The organism is Ideonella benzenivorans, from assembly GCF_020387415.1.
Taxonomy (GTDB): Bacteria; Pseudomonadota; Gammaproteobacteria; order Burkholderiales; family Burkholderiaceae_C; genus Ideonella; species Ideonella benzenivorans.
The window spans coordinates 146,259-161,858 of the sequence record NZ_JAGWCB010000020.1 but is presented as its reverse complement, the minus strand read 5'-3'; the positions used below and the strand labels follow the sequence as shown (position 1 = coordinate 161,858).

The following is a 15,600-nucleotide window of genomic DNA, read 5'->3' as shown; positions in this document are numbered from 1 at the left end:
ATTCCCCCTCAGAATCGTCGTACCCAATATCCACCGCTCAGCGGGTGGCAGACCGATCGGTCACGATCTTGGGTGTGATGAAGACCAGCAATTCCGTGCGCGTGGTGTAGCGGACACGGTCTTTGAACAGATAGCCCAGCACGGGGATGTCCCCCAGCAGCGGCACCTTGTCGACGTCGTCGCGATCCTGCTGGGTGAAGATGCCGCCGATGACCACGGTCCCACCGTTCTCGACCAGCACCTGGGTCTTCACGCGCTTGGTGTTGATGGCCGGCCCCGCGGTGGTGTCCGAGCCGCGGCTGTCGTTGTTCACTTCCAGTGCCAGGATCACATTGCCTTCTGGCGTGATCTGGGGCGTCACTTCCAGTCGCAGGCTGGCCTTCTTGAAACTCACCGAGGTTGCACCGCTGGATGTGGCCTGTTGGTAGGGGATCTCCACGCCCTGCTCCACCTCGGCCTTGGTCTGGTCGGTGGTGATCACCCGCGGGCTCGAGACGATCTTGCCCTTGCCTTCAGACTCCAGCGCCGAGAGCTCCAGGTTCAGGAAACGATTGGCCGAGGAGCTGAACAAGGACAGCGCAAAAGTCGCGGCAGAGGCCGTGCTGATGGCGCTGGTGTTGGCCGGCAGGTTCACGAACTGCGTGTTCGAGTAGTCGGTGGAGGTGGTCTGTTGACCCGTCTGGTAGCCCACCTGGTTGTAATTGCCCCCGACAGTGACGTAGTTGCTCCCGCCCACGGAATACCCTGGGGTGCCACCACGCACACCGCGCAGATCGGTCGCCCCCAGCTTGACCCCCAAGGCCCGCCCGAACTTGTCGTCGGCCTCAACGATGCGTGCCTCGATCAACACCTGCCGCACGGGCACGTCGATCTTGGCGATCATCATTGACACCTCCTCCAGCTTGGAAGGAATGTCCGAGACGAACAGCTGGTTGGTCCGCGTCTCGTAGAGGACAGAACCTCGCTGCGTGAGGATGCGGGTGGCATTGCCCGACGAGCCGGTCGAGGCGGTGTCCCCAATCAGCGACTTGGCCACCTCTTCGGCCTTGGTGTAGTTGAGCTGGAAGGACTGGGTGCGCACCGGCTCCAGGTCAGAAATCTTCTTCTTGGCTTCCAGATCGCCCTGCTCCTTGGCCGCCAGCTCATCCTTGGGCGCAATCCACAGCACGTTGCCAGACTTGCGCATGCCCAGGCCCTTGGCCTGCAGGATGATGTCCAAGGCCTGATCCCAGGGCACGTCCTTCAAACGCAGTGTGACGTTGCCTGTGACCGTGTCACTGGTGACGACGTTGAAGTTGGTGAAGTCAGCGATCACCTGCAGCAGCGCGCGAACTTCAATGTTCTGGAAGTTCAGCGACAGTTTTTCGCCCTGGTAGCCAGGGCCCTGCACCACCTTGTTCGGATCCATGCGCACCGGCCGGACTTCCAGCACGAACTGGGTGTCGGTCTGATAGGCGCTGTGCTCCCAGGCGCCTGTCGGATGCACCACCATGTGCACCCGGTCGCCGACCTGTGTCGTGGTGACCGATTGAACCGGCGACCCGAAGTCGGATACGTCCAGCTTGCGGCGAAGGCTCTCAGGCAAGGTGGACTTCAGGAAGTCCACCACCAGGTTCTGCCCCTGTTGGCGCAGGTCGACGCCCACCTGGGTACTCGCCAACCCGACGATCACCCGGCCCGCGCCGTCCGGCCCACGACGGAAGTCAATGTCCTGGATGGCCAGTTGGTCCACGTTCTGGCTGTTCGCAAAGTGCACCGACTGGGATGTTCCCGCCCCCACGGGGTTGGAGGACACAGCATCCAGTGTGATGGTGAGCACGGTGCCTTGCACCTTGGTCTGGTACGACGCTGATTGCTTGAGGTTCAACACCAGACGCGTCCGCTCGCCCGTGCTGGCAACGCTCACCGACCGGACATTGCCTTGATTGAGCTCGACGCTGGACGTGCCCAGGCCATTACCGACCTGGGGTAGGTCGATGGCCACGCGTGGCGGCGCCTGGATGGCAAAGCCGGAAGGCGCGCCGACCAGCGGCTGGCTCAACTCAACGCGCACCACATCCCCATTGGCCTGCTGACTGGCCGTGACGGACCGGATCATGTTCTGCGCCTGCGCCCACGCGGGGGCCAGCATTCCAGCCGACAGCAGCAGTGCAGCCGACAACCATCCACGCATCTTGCGAGACTCCAACCTGTTGTTCATTTCCCCGACTCCTGAAGCTGGAGGGTGCTGGTGCGTTCAATCCACTCGCCCGAGGCATCCTGCACGATTTCGCGCAGGTCCACCTCGGTTTCGGTGATCCGATTGATCCTGCCGAAGTTCTGGCCAAGGTAGTCCCCCACCTTGACGTAATGAAGCAGTCCGTCGACCTTGATCAAGGCATGTGGCAGATGCTGGCGCACCACCGTCCCCACCATGGTCATGGCATCCAGCGGGTAGGCCTCCAGGGGCTCCTTGCGCCGCGTCATCTCGGCGCTGAGCAGGGCGCTGGAGCCGGCTGCATCCAGACGCGTACCAGCCACCAGCTTGCCCGGTCCGAAGGGATCGGGGCCACTGGCACCAGCGTAAGGCTCCGGCTCGAACTTGCGCGGCGGCGCAATGGGCTGCACGTTGGGCTTGGCCGCTTGGGCCTGCAGGTCCATCCAGGCCCGGATGTCGTCGTTCTCGCCACTGCAGGCCGCCAGCATCAGGGCCAGGCACCCCAGCGAAATCAGGTGGTGCCGACTCATGGCTGCCCCTTCTTGCCATTCTTGGCGGCTGCGGCGCGCTTCACCTCCGCCACCTCGGCCGGATCCAGGTAACGGTAGGTGCGTGCGGTCGCCTCCATCGCCAGATTTCCTGAGCTGTCCTTGTCCTTCGGCGCAATCGACAGGTCGTGCAAGGTGACGATACGCGACAGGTTGGCAATGTCGGCGGCAAAGGACCCCACATCGTGATACCGCCCCGAGACACGGATCGCGATGGGCAGTTCGGCGTAGTAGTCCTTCACGACCACTTGCCCGGGCCGGAACAACTCAAATTGCAGGCCGCGCCCGATGCCGGCCTGGTTGATGTCCGACAGCAAGGCGTCCATCTCGGCCTTGCCAGGCAGCTGCTTTTCCAGCTGCGTGACATATTCCTGCACCTGTTCCTTCTGCTTGCGCAGTTCACCCAGGTTCACGGCCTGCGCCAGTTTCTGGCTGTACTCGGCTTTCAGCCGGGGTTCCTGATCACGCTCGGCCTGCAGCCGATCGCCTTCATCACTGAGCACAAGGAACCAGCCCAGGAAGACCACCACCGCCGCCGCCAGCACCCACACGGTCACCTTCGGCAGAAGGGGCCATTGCCCAGGTTCCTTGGGGTCAAGCCCCTGGAATTGCGCAGAGGCCCCCTGCAGCCAGGCAGAGACGTCGATCTCGAGTTTCTTGCTTTTCGTCGCCATGTCAAGCCCTCAGGAAGCCGCCGCCGACTTGACGCCTGGCTTTGCGCCCGAAGCCGCACCACTGGCCGCCTCCGCCGCGGCACCGGGCTGCTTGATGTACACCTTCATCGAGAAGTCGAAGAGCCTGCGCTGATCCCGCCCCGGCTGCGGCGCTGCCGCCTTGATTTCCACCAACTCCGGCCGTTCCAGCCAAGGTGAGTTGTACAGGGTATTTCGAAGGAACTCGGAGACCCGTTCGTTGGTCTCAGCCTTACCAGCCAAGGTCACCACTGCCCCTTGTTGGCGCAAGGACGTCAGATAGACGCCCTCAGGTGTCTGCTTGACCAGTTCATTGAGCAGATAGACCGGCACGTTGCGGTCGGTCTGGAGGTTCTCGACGGCATTCTGGCGGGCCTTGAGTGCTTCAATTTCCGCCTTCAGATTGGCAATGTCCTTGATCTTCACGTCCAGCTTGCCGATTTCGCCCTTCAGGAACGCATTGCGGCCTTCCTGGGTCGAGATCATCTGCTGCAGCAAGCCGTACCACAGCACCAGCACCCCCACACCAACCAGTGCAGCCAGCCCCAGGGTCGAGAAGAAAGCACGCTTGCGCGCCTGTCGCCGTGCCTCGCGATGAGGCAAGAGGTTGATGAGAATCACTGCACGAACCTCCGCATGGCGAGGCCGCAGGCCGTCAGGTAAGAAGGCGCTTCACGCTTGAGCTTGGACTCGCGCACCGCCGGCCCCAGTTTCATGCCTTCGAAGGGATTCACCACCTGGGAGTCGAATCCCGTGACATCCCGGACCCGTTCGCTCAGGCCAGGCATGGAAGCGGTGCCACCGGCCAACATCACATGGTGAACCTTGTGGTGCGGCGTGCTGGTGAAGAAGTACTGCAGCGCACGGCCAATCTCATGGGCCAGACTGTCCACGAAAGGGGTCAGCAGCGTCGGACCGTAATCGTCCGGCAAGTCCCCGCTGAGCTTCTTCTGCTCCGCCTCCTCATAAGAGAAACCGTACTGGCGAGAAATCAGCTGGGTCAGCTGGGAGCCGCCAAAAGACTGGTCCCGGTCATAAAGGAGCTCATCCTCCTTCAGCACCTTGAGGCTGGTGGTATCCGCACCGATCTCGAACAAGGCGACCAATGCGTCCTTTCCTCGATCCGGCAAGGCCGAGATGATCCGACCGATCGCCAGGCGGGATGCGTGCGACTCAATATCGAGCACCATCGGCGTCAGTCCGGCCGCTTCCGCCAAGCCCTGCCGGTCCTGGACACGATCCTTGCGGGACGCTGCAATCAGCACATCCACATCCCCCGCCGAATTGGCATTGGGACCGATCACGCAAAAGTCCAGGCTCACCTCATCCAGCGAAAAGGGAATGTACTGGTGGGCTTCTGCCTCGACCTGGACTTCCATCTCTTCTTCTCGCAGCCCTGCGGGCAGGACGATCCGCTTGGTGATCACGGAGGCCGCCGGCATGGCCATCGCCACCTGGCGGGTTCGCGAACCGCTGCGGGCGACGACCCGCCGCACAGCGTCGGCCACTTCATCGAATTTCTCGATCTGGCCGTCCACGATCCAACCCTTCTCGAAGGGCTCGCTGGCCAGCCGCTCGAGCACCAAGTCCCCGGAAGCGGTCTGCCCCAGCTCCACCAGCTTGACACTGGACGTGCTGACGTCGAGACCCATCATCTGGGGATGTTTCCGGCCTACAAGGCGATCTAGAAAACCCACGAAAGACGGCTCCAGCGGCCCGCGATGGCCACGTTAAAGTTAAGAAGGCACTTGAATCCTAGCAGCAAGCCCGTTGACACAACAAGGAAATCCTCAAGGGCACTTGCGGGTTGCGTTGCAGTGTGGATGCATTTAGTAAGAGAACGCTACATCCCGCCCGCACTGTAGGCGGCCGCGCCAGCCGAGAAGCCCGGAGAAACACGCCCCTTCCAGGGGCAGTTCCTATAATCGCTGCGCCCCGCCGGGAGTCCTCCCGGGAGCCACATGACCGACGCAGAACACACCCCCTCCCCGCCCCCCCGCTCTTCGACTCTGGCCTCCCGCCTGGCCCGCATGCTGGGACGTTTCTTCCTGTGGTCTTTCGGCTTGCTGGGTGCCTTGCTGGCCACCGCCGCCCTGTGTGGCGGCATTGCGCTCGCCGTGGCCTACCCGGCTCTGCCCGAGCTGAGTGCCATCACCGATTACCAACCCAAACTGCCGCTGCGGGTCTATTCCGCCGATGGCCTGCTGCTGGGTGAATTTGGTGACGAACGACGTCACTTCACCCCCATCGCCGAAATCCCCAAGGTGATGCGCAATGCGGTGCTGGCCATCGAAGACGCCCGCTTCTATCAGCACAGTGGCGTGGACTACCTGGGCGTGCTGCGGGCCTCCATGGCTCAGCTGGGCGCAGCCGGCAGCCAAGGCGCCTCCACCATCACCATGCAGGTGGCGCGCAATTTCTATCTCTCGACGGAAAAGACGCTCACCCGCAAGCTCTACGAGGTGCTGCTGGCCCTGAAGATCGAAAGCCAGCTGAACAAGGACCAGATCCTCGAGATCTACATGAATCAGATCTACCTGGGGCAGCGCGCCCATGGCTTCGCCGCGGCCAGCGAGATCTACTTCGGCAAGCCGCTGCAGGACATCACGGTGGCCGAAGCTGCCATGCTGGCCGGCCTCCCCAAGGCCCCCTCCGCCTACAACCCGATCGCCAACCCGAAGCGGGCCACGGTCCGGCAGCGCTACATCATTGACCGCATGTACGAAAACGGCTTCATCACGGCCGAGGAGCGGGATGCCGCCCTGGCCCAGAAGCTGGCGTACCGCCCCACCAACGATCTGCCCGTGCATGGTGAATATGTGGCAGAGCTGGCCCGGCAGATGATCTTTGCCGAATACGGCCCCGAAACCTACACACGCGGTTTGCAGGTTCAGCTGACCGTGCGCTCGGAGGAGCAGAACACCGCCTACCGGGCCCTGCGCAAGGGGCTGATGGACTATGAGCAGCGTCAGCATTACCGCGGCCCGGAGTCCTACGTGGATCTGCCGGCCGACCCACAGGATCTGGATGCCCGCGTGGCGGAAGCCCTCGCCGACCATCCCGACAACGATGAGTTGAAGGCTGCCGTGGTGTTGTCCGCTTCGCCGCGCAAGGTGGTGGCCGCCCTCCAGTCTGGTGACACCGTGACCATCACTGGCGATGGACTGAAACCCGCCCAGTCTGGTCTGTCCGACAAGGCGGACCCCAAAGTGCAGGTCCGGCGCGGCGCGATCGTGCGCGTTCTGCAGGACAACAAAGGCAACTGGATCCTCACCCAACAACCCGAGGTAGAGGGCGCGTTCGTGTCCATGGACCCCCATACCGGGGCCGTCCATGCCATGGTGGGCGGTTTCGATTTCAGCAAGAACAAGTTCAACCACGTCACCCAGGCGTGGCGCCAGCCAGGCTCCAGCTTCAAGCCCTTCATCTATTCCGCAGCACTCGAGAAGGGTTTCACGCCGGCCACCGTGGTCAACGATGCGCCGCTGTTCTTCGACGCTGGCACCACCGGCAGCCAACCCTGGGAGCCGAAGAACTACGACGGCACCTACGATGGGCCCATGACGCTGCGGCGCGCACTGGCCAAGTCAAAGAACATGGTGTCGATCCGCGTGCTGCAGTCCATTGGCGTGCCCTACGCCCGCGAATGGATCACCCGGTTCGGCTTTGAAAAAGAGAAGCACGACCCCTATTTGACGATGGCCCTCGGTGCCGGCTCGGTGACCCCCATGCAGATGGTGGTGGCGTACAGCGTGTTTGCCAATGGTGGCTACCGTGTCGACCCGGTCTTGATTGCCAAGGTGTCTGATGCGCGCGGCCATGTGCTGCATGAGACGCCTCTGAAGGATCCAGACGAGTCCTTGCGGGTCATCGAACCCCGCAACGCGTTTGTGATGGACAGCCTGCTGCAGGAAGTGGCTCGTTCAGGCACCGCCGCCAAAGCGCAGGCGACCCTGAAACGACCTGACCTCTTCGGCAAGACAGGCACCACCAACGACTCGATGGACGCTTGGTTCGCGGGCTTCCAACCCAGTCTCGCCGCCGTGGTCTGGATCGGCTATGACAACCCGCGCAAGCTCGGTGCTCGGGAAACCGGCGGTGGCTTGGCCCTGCCGGTCTGGATCCAGTACATGAGCCAGGCCATCAAGAATGTGCCAGTCGCGGAATACGAGCCGCCGGCCGGGGTCGTCAACGTCAACGGCGAATGGTTCTATGACGAGTACGCCAACGGCCACGGGGTCAGCGCACTGACCAACGATGAGCACCTTCCCCACCCTCCGACGGAGGACGAGAAGAAGGGCATCCTCGACCTGTTCCGCTGAGCGAGACGCGCCCTCAGGGCGCCTGGAAGATCAGTGACCGCCCCGACTGAGCCGAGGCGTGCTGAGACAGACTGGCGAAGAGTTCAGTCCCATCCCGGGTGTCCACCCAACGGCCAAGCTCGTGGCGATAGTGATAACCGCCCCCCTTGGCCGCCAGCCAGATTTCCTGCAACGGTGGCTGGGTGTTCAGCACCATCTTGCTGCCGTTCTCAAACGACAATTCCAGCAGCCCACCCGTCCGGTGGGTGTCGATGTCCACCACATCCTGATCCAGCCATTGGTCGATTTGCGACTCCACGACATCCAGAACCCGGGTGGCGAGTTGGTGATACTCCAAATCCGAAAGAGGAAAGGCCGTCATGATGGCTGGCTGATGCAGTTGGTCGAAGATAGTTTGGCCAGTGTAATCTTCCGCATTTCGAGGCATTCCATGCGACCCCTGTTCCCGACCTGGACACTCTGCTGCGCAGCCGCTCTGTTGCTGGCCGCCTGCGGCCAACGCGCCCCCCTGGTGCATCCCGATCAAGCCCCACCACCGGCCAAACACGCGGCGAAGACTGCCTCGCCCCCCGGTTCGCAGCCCGCCCCATGAAAAAAGCCGCCCCGAGGGGCGGCTTTTAGCCATCTGCAGGCTGCACACTGGCCCGAAGGCCAGTGAACGCCATCAGAAGGTGTGGCGCAGGCCGAGTTCGTAGCCGTTCTTGTTCTTGTCGGCCGTGCCGCCATCCACCATGTCGCCAGCGGCGCGGATGTAGTCGGCGTACAGCTTGGTGCGCTTGGACAGGTTGTAGTCGGCGCCGAGGCTGCCCTTCTTGACCACTTGGTCGCCAGAGGCCAGCTCAACCTTGGACTGAGCGTAGCCCGCCTTGAACACGAAGGCACCGTAAGGAGCGGTCGCGCCCACCAGGAAGCCCTTCACGTCACGGTCCGCAGCGTTGGTGCCCGCGGCGTAGTTGGCGTAGGCCTTGGCCATGCCGAAGTCGTAGGTGGCACCGACGATCCACATCTTGGCCTTGTCAGCCGACAGCTTTTCGTAGCCAGCGCCGACGTACAGAGGACCCGCGGTGTAGGAACCACCGACGGCCCAGGGCTTGTCTTCAGCCGTGGCTTCGCCGATCGAGGCCGAGCCCTTGAAGCCTTGGTAGGCGATGTCGTAACGGACCGCGTTGTTCACACGGCGGGCATCCAACGTGGTGGCCTTCGCCGCATCCCAGGAAGAGGTTTGCAGCGTGGAGCCAACGTCACGCAGGTTGGCATAGGCCTCACCGGCGAACGGATCGAACGAGGATTCCACGTCCCAGGCACCGTTTTCCAGACGACCCAGGGTCAGGGTGCCGTACTTGGCGGAGGACAGACCGACCATCGCATAGCGATTCCAGAAGGGATCGGAAGCAGCGCCGGTGTCCGCGCTGAAGCCATGTTCGAAGCGGAACACGGCCGACAGGCCATTGCCCAGATCTTCCGTGCCCTTGAAGCCCAGACGGCTGGCGTTATCGGCGATCTGCTTGTCCTTCGAGGCAGCGGGCTTGGCAAACTCTTGGTCCACGCGGCCGTAGATGGTCACGGACGATTGGGCAGAGGCAACGCCAGCGAAAGCGCCCAGAACGGCGAGAGCGAGGAGGGATTTTTTCATTGCAACTTTCTCCAGTGTGTGAGAACGAGAGATTCCACCGGCCTTCGTCGACACGCCAACAGCGCCATTCATTGCACTGCCATCAAACGCTGGGCAGAAACCATGGCGCAGCGGGTGGACGCCCCTTTGCGGAAGCTGACGCTATTGCACCAGAGGCCTGGGGCGCTGGCAAAGGTTTCGGCGACTGGCGGCAACAGGCGTTGCCGATGCACAACGGCCATCCGCTGTAGCTGCAATGTCATAATCCTATCGCATATCTAGGTATTACTACCAGTCGGTTCTCGTTTTGCGCCCAAGACCCAAGAAGAAGACCCACTGGTCATTTCTGCCATGAGCCCTGCCCTTGATGCGTGGATCATCGCGGCCGACACCATGCTGCGCACCGTGTCTGGCGGCGCACAGGCCCGGCGCCCCAGCCCGGCCCGCGATCTGGTCAACGACCCAGCCCTGTCACCCGAAGCGCAACGCCTGTCCGGTGCCTTGATGCGGGTCGACCATGTGGGGGAGGTCTGTGCCCAGGCCCTTTATGAGGCGCAGGCCCTGGGGGCCCGGGACCCCGCGCAGCGCGACCATCTGCGCCAGGCGGCCCAGGAAGAGACCGATCATCTGGCCTGGACGGCCCGTCGTCTGGAGGAGTTGGGCGCCCACCGCAGCTGGCTCAATCCACTCTGGTATGCCGGGGCCTTTGCCCTGGGCAGCCTCGCCGCCAAGGCGGGCGACCGCTGGAGCCTGGGGTTCGTGATCGAGACTGAACGTCAGGTCGGGGCCCATCTGGCCGACCATCTGAACCGCTTGCCAGAACACGACGTGGCCTCACGGGCCGTCGTGACCCAGATGAAGGACGACGAAGCCCGTCATGCCGAGGCTGCCGCCAAGGCGGGCGGCCGCCCCCTGCCTTGGCCGGTGCGTCAGGCCATGCGGGCGGCGGCCAAGGTCATGACCACCACCGCTCACTACCTCTGAGGTCTGAGGGTCAGGTCGCTTCCCGCACCTCGAAGCTGGTCGTGATCTCTGCGGTCTGCCCCAGCATGGCGGTGGCCGAGCAGTACTTCTCATGGGACAGCGCCACGGCCCGTGCCACAGCGGCTTCCGGCAATCCCTTGCCGGTCACCACGAAGTGCAGGTGCAGCTGGGTGAACACCTTCGGATCGGTCTCGGCGCGCTCGGCCTTGAGCTGCACCGAACAGTCGCTCACCTGGTGCCGCCCACGCTGCAGGATCAGCACCACGTCATAGGCCGTGCAGCCACCGGCCCCGGCCAGCAGTGTCTCCATCGGCCGCGGCGCCAGGTTGCGCCCTCCCCCCTCGGGTGCACCATCCATCACCAGCGTGTGGCCGCTGCCGGTCACTGCCATCATCGCCATGCCGGCATCCGGCACCCAGTGGATCGTGCACTCCATCGTTCTCGTTCCTTGATCGCCAACGGGACTCGGCACCGAACCCCTCAGGGACGGCATTATCTGCAACCCGGCAATTCCTCACGGTCCGTGCGAGCTGTATCCGGGAGAACACAACCGTCATTGCGATGCAACATCCCCCGGGTGTACACTGATTGCCATCGCATTGATGGTTTACCGATCAATGCCCCGGTTGTCTCCTCCACCTCCTCCATTGGTGGATTCAGCCCGGAGCTTCGCGGCTCCGGGCTTTTTTCTGGGCGGTTCCGGCCGACTACCCTGCGGTCCTTGGACACCGCCTGGACACACACCGGGCGATGCGACATTCCTTGTCCACACCGCACCCAGGAGATTCCCATGGCTGGCGCCACCCCGGCGCGCCGCAGCTCGCGCGCGCCCCAGAAAGCAACGTCCCCCCGCAGCAAGGCGCCCAGCCGCATTGACTACCTCCGCAAGATTCTGACCGCCCAGGTCTATGACGTGGCGATCGAATCCCCGCTGGATGCGGCCCGCACCCTGAGCCGCCGCCTGGGCAACCAGGTGCTGCTCAAGCGCGAAGACCTGCAGCCGGTCTTCAGCTTCAAGCTGCGCGGCGCCTACAACAAGATGGCGCACCTGACGCCCGAGCAGCTGAAGCGCGGCGTGATCTGCGCCTCGGCCGGCAACCACGCCCAGGGCGTGGCCCTGAGCGCCAAGCGCCTGGGCTGCCGCGCCGTCATCGTGATGCCCACCACCACGCCCAAGCTGAAGATCGACGCCGTGAGCGCGCTGGGCGGCGAGGTGGTGCTGGCGGGCGAGAGCTATTCCGACGCCTACACCCGCTCGGTCGAACTGCAGCAGGAGCAGGGCCTCACCTTCGTCCACCCCTTCGACGATCCGGACGTGATCGCCGGCCAGGGCACCATCGCGATGGAGATCCTGCGCCAGCACCAGGGCCCGATCGACGCGGTCTTCGTCGCCATCGGCGGCGGCGGCCTGATCTCCGGCGTCGCGGCCTACATCAAGGCCGTTCGGCCCGAGATCAAGGTGATCGGCGTGCAGACGGTCGATTCCGACGCGATGGCGCGCTCGGTCAAGGCCGGCCGGCGTGTCGCGCTGAGCGATGTCGGCCTGTTCTCGGACGGCACCGCCGTGAAGCTGGTGGGCGAGGAAACCTTCCGCCTGACCCGCGAACTGGTCGACGATTTCATTCTGGTGGACACCGACGCGCTGTGCGCGGCGATGAAGGACATCTTCCAGGACACCCGCAGCATCGTGGAACCGGCGGGCGCGCTGGGCATCGCCGGCATCAAGCAGTACGTGGCCACCCACAAGTGCAAGGGCCAGACCTTCGTGGCCATCGCCTGCGGCGCCAACATGAACTTCGACCGCCTGCGCTTCGTCGCCGAGCGGGCCGAATACGGTGAGCAGCGCGAGGCCCTGTTCGCCGTCACCATGCCCGAGGAGCGCGGCAGCTTCCGCCGCTTCTGCGAGCTGGTGGGCTCGCGCAGCGTCACCGAGTTCAACTACCGCATCTCGGATGCGCAACATGGTCACGTGTTCGTCGGCGTTTCGATCAACAAGCCGGAAGAAGCTGACAAGATCGCCCGCAGCTTCCAGCGCCAGGGCTTTGCCACCGTCAACCTGACCCACGACGAACTGGCCAAGGAACACGTGCGCCACATGGTCGGCGGCCGCAGCGACCTGGCTGAGGACGAACGCATCTACCGCTTCGAGTTCCCGGAACGGCCGGGCGCGCTGATGCGCTTCCTGTCGGCCATGAGCCCGGACTGGAACATCAGCCTGTTCCACTACCGCAACCAGGGCGCCGACTACGGCCGCATCCTGGTCGGCATGCAAGTGCCCAAGTCCGACAAGAAGGCCTTCAAGGCCTTCCTGGACGGGTTGGCCTACCCCTGCGTGGACGAGACGGACAACCCGATCTACCGCCTGTTCCTGCGCTGAGCACCGCCCCGGGGCTTCAGCCCCGCGGGCTGCACGGGTGTTGCCCCCTCGCTAGACTGTGGGGCCGTTGTCCACTCCACGAACCTGCGCACCCGACGCCATGGCCCTGACCGAACCCGCCGTCCTCCAAGCCCTGCAGACCGTCATCGACCCGTTGACGGGCAAGGACTTCGTCAGCACCCGGCAGATCAAGAACCTGAAGCTCGGTGGCGAGGGCGTCGGCTTCGAGCTGGTGCTGGGCTACCCGGCCCGCAGCCTGCACGACAGCCTGCGCCAGCAGCTGACCGGTGCCCTGCGCCAGGCCGGCCTCACCGGCCCGGTCGAGATCGACATCCGCAGCGAGATCACCCCGCACCAGGTGCAGCGCGGCGTGGCCCTGCTGCCCGGGGTGAAGAACATCATCGCCGTGGCCTCTGGCAAGGGCGGCGTGGGCAAGAGCACCACCACCGTCAACCTGGCCCTGGCGCTGGCCGCCGAAGGGGCCCGGGTCGGCATCCTGGACGCCGACATCTACGGCCCCAGCCAACCCATGATGATGGGCCTGTCCGGCCAGCGGCCCGAATCCCTGGACGGCCAGAGCATGGAGCCGCTGCAGAACCACGGCGTGCAGGTCAACTCGATCGGCTTCCTGGTCGCCCCGGACGAGGCCATGATCTGGCGCGGCCCGATGGCCACCCAGGCCCTGGACCAGCTGCTGCGCCAGACGAACTGGAAGGAACTGGACTACCTGCTGGTGGACATGCCCCCCGGCACCGGCGACATCCAGCTCTCGCTGAGCCAGCGCGTGCCCATCACCGGCGCGGTCATCGTCACCACGCCGCAGGACATCGCCCTGCTGGACGCCAAGAAGGGCCTGAAGATGTTCGAGAAGGTGGGCGTGCCCATCCTCGGCATCGTCGAGAACATGGCCGTCTACTGCTGCCCCCACTGCGGCCACACCGAACACATCTTCGGCGTGGATGGTGGCAAGACCATGGCGGCCGAGTACGGCGTGGACTACCTGGGCGCCCTGCCGCTCAACCGCTCGATCCGTGAACAGGCCGACGCCGGCCACCCCACCGTGCTGGCCGCGCCGGACAGCGAGATCGCCGGTCTGTACAAGGCCGTTGCCCGCCAGGTGGCGGTCACGGTGGCACAGCGGGCCAAGGACTTTTCGTCCAAGTTCCCGACCATCACCGTCTCGAAGAACACCTGAGGTGGCGCCCACATCGCCCAGCGCCATCCCCCGCGAGGCCATCACCGGGCTGGTGCTGGCCGGTGGCCGGGGCCGGCGCATGGGGGGCGAAGACAAGGGGCTGCTGCCCCTGCACGACCAACCGCTGGCGGCACGGGCCCTGGAACGGCTGCGGCCGCAGGTGGGCCCGATCGGCCTCAGCGCCAACCGCCATCTGGCGGCCTACCGCGCGCTGGGCGTGCCGGTCTGGCCGGACACTCTGCCCGATCAGCCCGGCCCTCTGGCCGGCCTGCTGACCGGCCTGACCCATGCCGACACGCCCTGGCTGGCCAGCGTGCCCTGCGACTGTCCGGACTTCCCCGGCGACGTGGTGGCCCGGCTGGTCGATGCCGTCCAGACAGCCGGTGCCGACCTGGCGGTGGCCGTGGCCCCCGCGCCCGACGAGGCCGGCCACTGGGCGCCCAAGCTGCACCCGGTGTTCTGCCTGCTGCAGGTGCGGCTGAAGGACGACCTGGCGCTCTACCTGCAGCAGGGCGGCCGGCGGGTACGCGACTGGCTGGCCCGCCACGCCACCGTGGAGGTGGCGTTCGACGACGGCCCCGCCTTCCTGAACGTCAACACCCCCGAGGACCTGCGCCAGCGCCACACTCGCTGACCGGGTCCGTCGCACAATCGTCGCATCCCCTCGCATGGAGTGCGTGATGCTTGCGATGACCCTGCCGGCGATCGGCCAGCCCCTGGTGCCCCAACAACGCCCACAGCCGGAACCCGGCCCGGGCGAGGTGCGGCTGGCGGTGCGGGCCTGTGCCGTCTGCCGCACCGACCTGCATGTGGTCGATGGCGACCTGCCCCCGGGGCCGCTGCCCATCGTGCCCGGCCATGAGATCGTCGGCACTGTGGAGGCGCTGGGCCCCGGCGTCAGCGGCCTGCGCCTGGGCGAGCGCGTGGGCGTGCCCTGGCTGGGCGGCACCTGCGGCCACTGCTTCTACTGCGGCCACGGGCAGGAGAACCTCTGCGACACGCCTGTCTTCACCGGCTATCTGCGCGACGGCGGCTTCGCCACCCAGGTCATCGCCAACGCGCAGTACTGCTTCTCGCTGGAGGACGTGCCGCTGGACGATGTGCATGCCGCGCCGCTGATGTGTGCCGGCCTGATCGGCTGGCGCGCGCTGCGCATGGCGGGCGACGCCCAGACCCTGGGCCTGTACGGCTTTGGTGCTGCCGCTCACCTGATCGCCCAGGTGGCGCGACAGCAGGGCCGGCGGGTGCTGGCCTTCACCCGGCCGGGCGACACCGCCGCGCAGGCCCTGGCCCGCTCGCTGGGTGCCGTCTGGGCCGGCGGCTCCGACGAGCCCTCGCCCGAGCCGCTGGACGCGGCCCTGATCTTCGCGCCGGTGGGCGCGCTGGTGCCGATCTCGCTGGCGCAGCTGCGCAAGGGCGGCACGGTGGTGTGCGCCGGCATCCACATGAGCGACATCCCGGCCTTTCGCTACCGCCTGCTGTGGGAGGAGCGCCAGGTCCGCTCGGTGGCCAACCTCACCCGTGCTGACGGCGAGGAGTTCCTGGCCGCCGCCCGCACGCTGCAGCTGGAGGTGACCACCACGGTGTTCCCGCTCACCGAGGCCAACGAGGCGCTGCGCCAGCTGCGGGCAGGCGAGCTGGTGGGCGCGGCCGTGCTGGTGCCCTGACCGACG

The 15,600-nt window shown here is 65.2% G+C and carries 15 protein-coding genes; 7 read left to right on the top strand and 8 right to left on the bottom strand.

What is annotated here, in order from left to right; all coding sequences use genetic code 11:
- Positions 1-37: 37 nt before the first annotated feature.
- Genes KGA65_RS19545 through KGA65_RS19525 form a run of 5 tightly spaced genes read right to left on the bottom strand, consistent with a single transcriptional unit; the run spans position 38 to position 5,092 of the window.
- A complete protein-coding gene (locus KGA65_RS19545; protein WP_375142660.1) occupies positions 38-2,200 on the bottom strand; it encodes a type IV pilus secretin PilQ in 2,163 nt (720 codons plus the stop codon).
- Positions 2,197-2,727 (bottom strand): pilus assembly protein PilP, encoded by a 531-nt coding sequence (locus tag KGA65_RS19540; RefSeq protein WP_225864801.1) that lies wholly within the window; start codon positions 2,725-2,727, stop codon positions 2,197-2,199. Before KGA65_RS19540 ends, KGA65_RS19545 begins: the two co-directional genes overlap by 4 nt.
- Entirely contained in the window at positions 2,724-3,419 is a 696-nt protein-coding gene (locus KGA65_RS19535) for a type IV pilus inner membrane component PilO (RefSeq protein ID WP_225864800.1), read from the bottom strand. The genes KGA65_RS19540 and KGA65_RS19535 overlap by 4 nt, the downstream gene beginning before the upstream one ends.
- Positions 3,420-3,428: 9 nt before the next feature.
- On the bottom strand, positions 3,429-4,058 hold the full coding sequence (locus tag KGA65_RS19530; protein WP_225864799.1) for a PilN domain-containing protein: 630 nt from the start codon (positions 4,056-4,058) through the stop codon (positions 3,429-3,431).
- Complete coding sequence (locus tag KGA65_RS19525) at positions 4,055-5,092, bottom strand: pilus assembly protein PilM (RefSeq protein ID WP_225864798.1); 1,038 nt, start codon at positions 5,090-5,092, stop codon at positions 4,055-4,057. Before KGA65_RS19525 ends, KGA65_RS19530 begins: the two co-directional genes overlap by 4 nt.
- Positions 5,093-5,398: 306 nt before the next feature.
- Here KGA65_RS19525 and KGA65_RS19520 point away from each other — a divergent pair, with 306 nt between their 5' ends.
- Positions 5,399-7,759, top strand: coding sequence for a penicillin-binding protein 1A (locus KGA65_RS19520; protein ID WP_445666959.1), 2,361 nt, complete (start codon positions 5,399-5,401; stop codon positions 7,757-7,759).
- A gap of 13 nt (positions 7,760-7,772) precedes the next feature.
- Here the strand turns inward: KGA65_RS19520 and cyaY are convergent, their stop codons facing one another.
- The gene (cyaY, locus tag KGA65_RS19515; protein ID WP_225864796.1) at positions 7,773-8,120 is read right to left on the bottom strand and encodes an iron donor protein CyaY; all 348 of its coding nucleotides are present in this window, start codon (positions 8,118-8,120) and stop codon (positions 7,773-7,775) included.
- 12 nt (positions 8,121-8,132) lie between these two features.
- Here cyaY and lptM point away from each other — a divergent pair, with 12 nt between their 5' ends.
- Positions 8,133-8,351, top strand: a complete 219-nt coding sequence (gene lptM, locus KGA65_RS21205; protein WP_375142659.1) for an LPS translocon maturation chaperone LptM — start codon at positions 8,133-8,135, stop codon at positions 8,349-8,351.
- Between the two features lie 72 nt (positions 8,352-8,423).
- On the opposite strand, the gene KGA65_RS19505 is transcribed toward lptM, so the two are convergent.
- Positions 8,424-9,392: a porin gene (locus KGA65_RS19505; protein ID WP_225865005.1), complete on the bottom strand. Its 969-nt coding sequence runs from the start codon at positions 9,390-9,392 to the stop codon at positions 8,424-8,426.
- Positions 9,393-9,722: 330 nt separating this feature from the next.
- Here KGA65_RS19505 and coq7 point away from each other — a divergent pair, with 330 nt between their 5' ends.
- A complete protein-coding gene (gene coq7, locus KGA65_RS19500) occupies positions 9,723-10,355 on the top strand; it encodes a 2-polyprenyl-3-methyl-6-methoxy-1,4-benzoquinone monooxygenase (protein WP_225864794.1) in 633 nt (210 codons plus the stop codon).
- Positions 10,356-10,365: 10 nt separating this feature from the next.
- Here the strand turns inward: coq7 and KGA65_RS19495 are convergent, their stop codons facing one another.
- On the bottom strand, positions 10,366-10,791 hold the full coding sequence (locus KGA65_RS19495) for an OsmC family protein (protein ID WP_225864793.1): 426 nt from the start codon (positions 10,789-10,791) through the stop codon (positions 10,366-10,368).
- Between the two features lie 354 nt (positions 10,792-11,145).
- Between KGA65_RS19495 and ilvA the strand changes: the two genes are divergently transcribed.
- From ilvA to KGA65_RS19475, 4 genes are all read left to right on the top strand, one after another.
- The gene (ilvA, locus tag KGA65_RS19490; RefSeq protein ID WP_225864792.1) at positions 11,146-12,732 is read left to right on the top strand and encodes a threonine ammonia-lyase, biosynthetic; all 1,587 of its coding nucleotides are present in this window, start codon (positions 11,146-11,148) and stop codon (positions 12,730-12,732) included.
- A gap of 100 nt (positions 12,733-12,832) precedes the next feature.
- Positions 12,833-13,927 carry an iron-sulfur cluster carrier protein ApbC gene (apbC, locus tag KGA65_RS19485; RefSeq protein ID WP_225864791.1) on the top strand — a complete coding sequence of 365 codons (1,095 nt, stop codon included), beginning with the start codon at positions 12,833-12,835 and terminating at the stop codon, positions 13,925-13,927.
- 1 nt (position 13,928) lies between these two features.
- On the top strand, positions 13,929-14,561 hold the full coding sequence (mobA, locus tag KGA65_RS19480; protein WP_225864790.1) for a molybdenum cofactor guanylyltransferase MobA: 633 nt from the start codon (positions 13,929-13,931) through the stop codon (positions 14,559-14,561).
- Between the two features lie 34 nt (positions 14,562-14,595).
- On the top strand, positions 14,596-15,594 hold the full coding sequence (locus KGA65_RS19475; RefSeq protein ID WP_375142658.1) for a zinc-dependent alcohol dehydrogenase family protein: 999 nt from the start codon (positions 14,596-14,598) through the stop codon (positions 15,592-15,594).
- Positions 15,595-15,600 lie beyond the last annotated feature (6 nt).

Bases quoted from the DNA above. Each gene is read 5' to 3' on its own strand.
- KGA65_RS19540 (WP_225864801.1), bottom strand. From the start codon at position 2,727: ATGAGTCGGCACCACCTGATTTCGCTGGGGTGCCTGGCCCTGATGCTG.
- KGA65_RS19520 (WP_445666959.1), top strand. From the start codon at position 5,399: ATGACCGACGCAGAACACACCCCCTCCCCGCCCCCCCGCTCTTCGACT.
- coq7 (WP_225864794.1), top strand. From the start codon at position 9,723: ATGAGCCCTGCCCTTGATGCGTGGATCATCGCGGCCGACACCATGCTG.
- KGA65_RS19475 (WP_375142658.1), top strand. From the start codon at position 14,596: ATGGAGTGCGTGATGCTTGCGATGACCCTGCCGGCGATCGGCCAGCCC.
- KGA65_RS19495 (WP_225864793.1), bottom strand. From the start codon at position 10,791: ATGGAGTGCACGATCCACTGGGTGCCGGATGCCGGCATGGCGATGATG.
- lptM (WP_375142659.1), top strand. From the start codon at position 8,133: ATGCAGTTGGTCGAAGATAGTTTGGCCAGTGTAATCTTCCGCATTTCG.
- KGA65_RS19535 (WP_225864800.1), bottom strand. From the start codon at position 3,419: ATGGCGACGAAAAGCAAGAAACTCGAGATCGACGTCTCTGCCTGGCTG.
- ilvA (WP_225864792.1), top strand. From the start codon at position 11,146: ATGGCTGGCGCCACCCCGGCGCGCCGCAGCTCGCGCGCGCCCCAGAAA.
- apbC (WP_225864791.1), top strand. From the start codon at position 12,833: ATGGCCCTGACCGAACCCGCCGTCCTCCAAGCCCTGCAGACCGTCATC.
- KGA65_RS19505 (WP_225865005.1), bottom strand. From the start codon at position 9,392: ATGAAAAAATCCCTCCTCGCTCTCGCCGTTCTGGGCGCTTTCGCTGGC.
- KGA65_RS19525 (WP_225864798.1), bottom strand. From the start codon at position 5,092: ATGATGGGTCTCGACGTCAGCACGTCCAGTGTCAAGCTGGTGGAGCTG.
- KGA65_RS19545 (WP_375142660.1), bottom strand. From the start codon at position 2,200: ATGAACAACAGGTTGGAGTCTCGCAAGATGCGTGGATGGTTGTCGGCT.
- cyaY (WP_225864796.1), bottom strand. From the start codon at position 8,120: ATGACGGCCTTTCCTCTTTCGGATTTGGAGTATCACCAACTCGCCACC.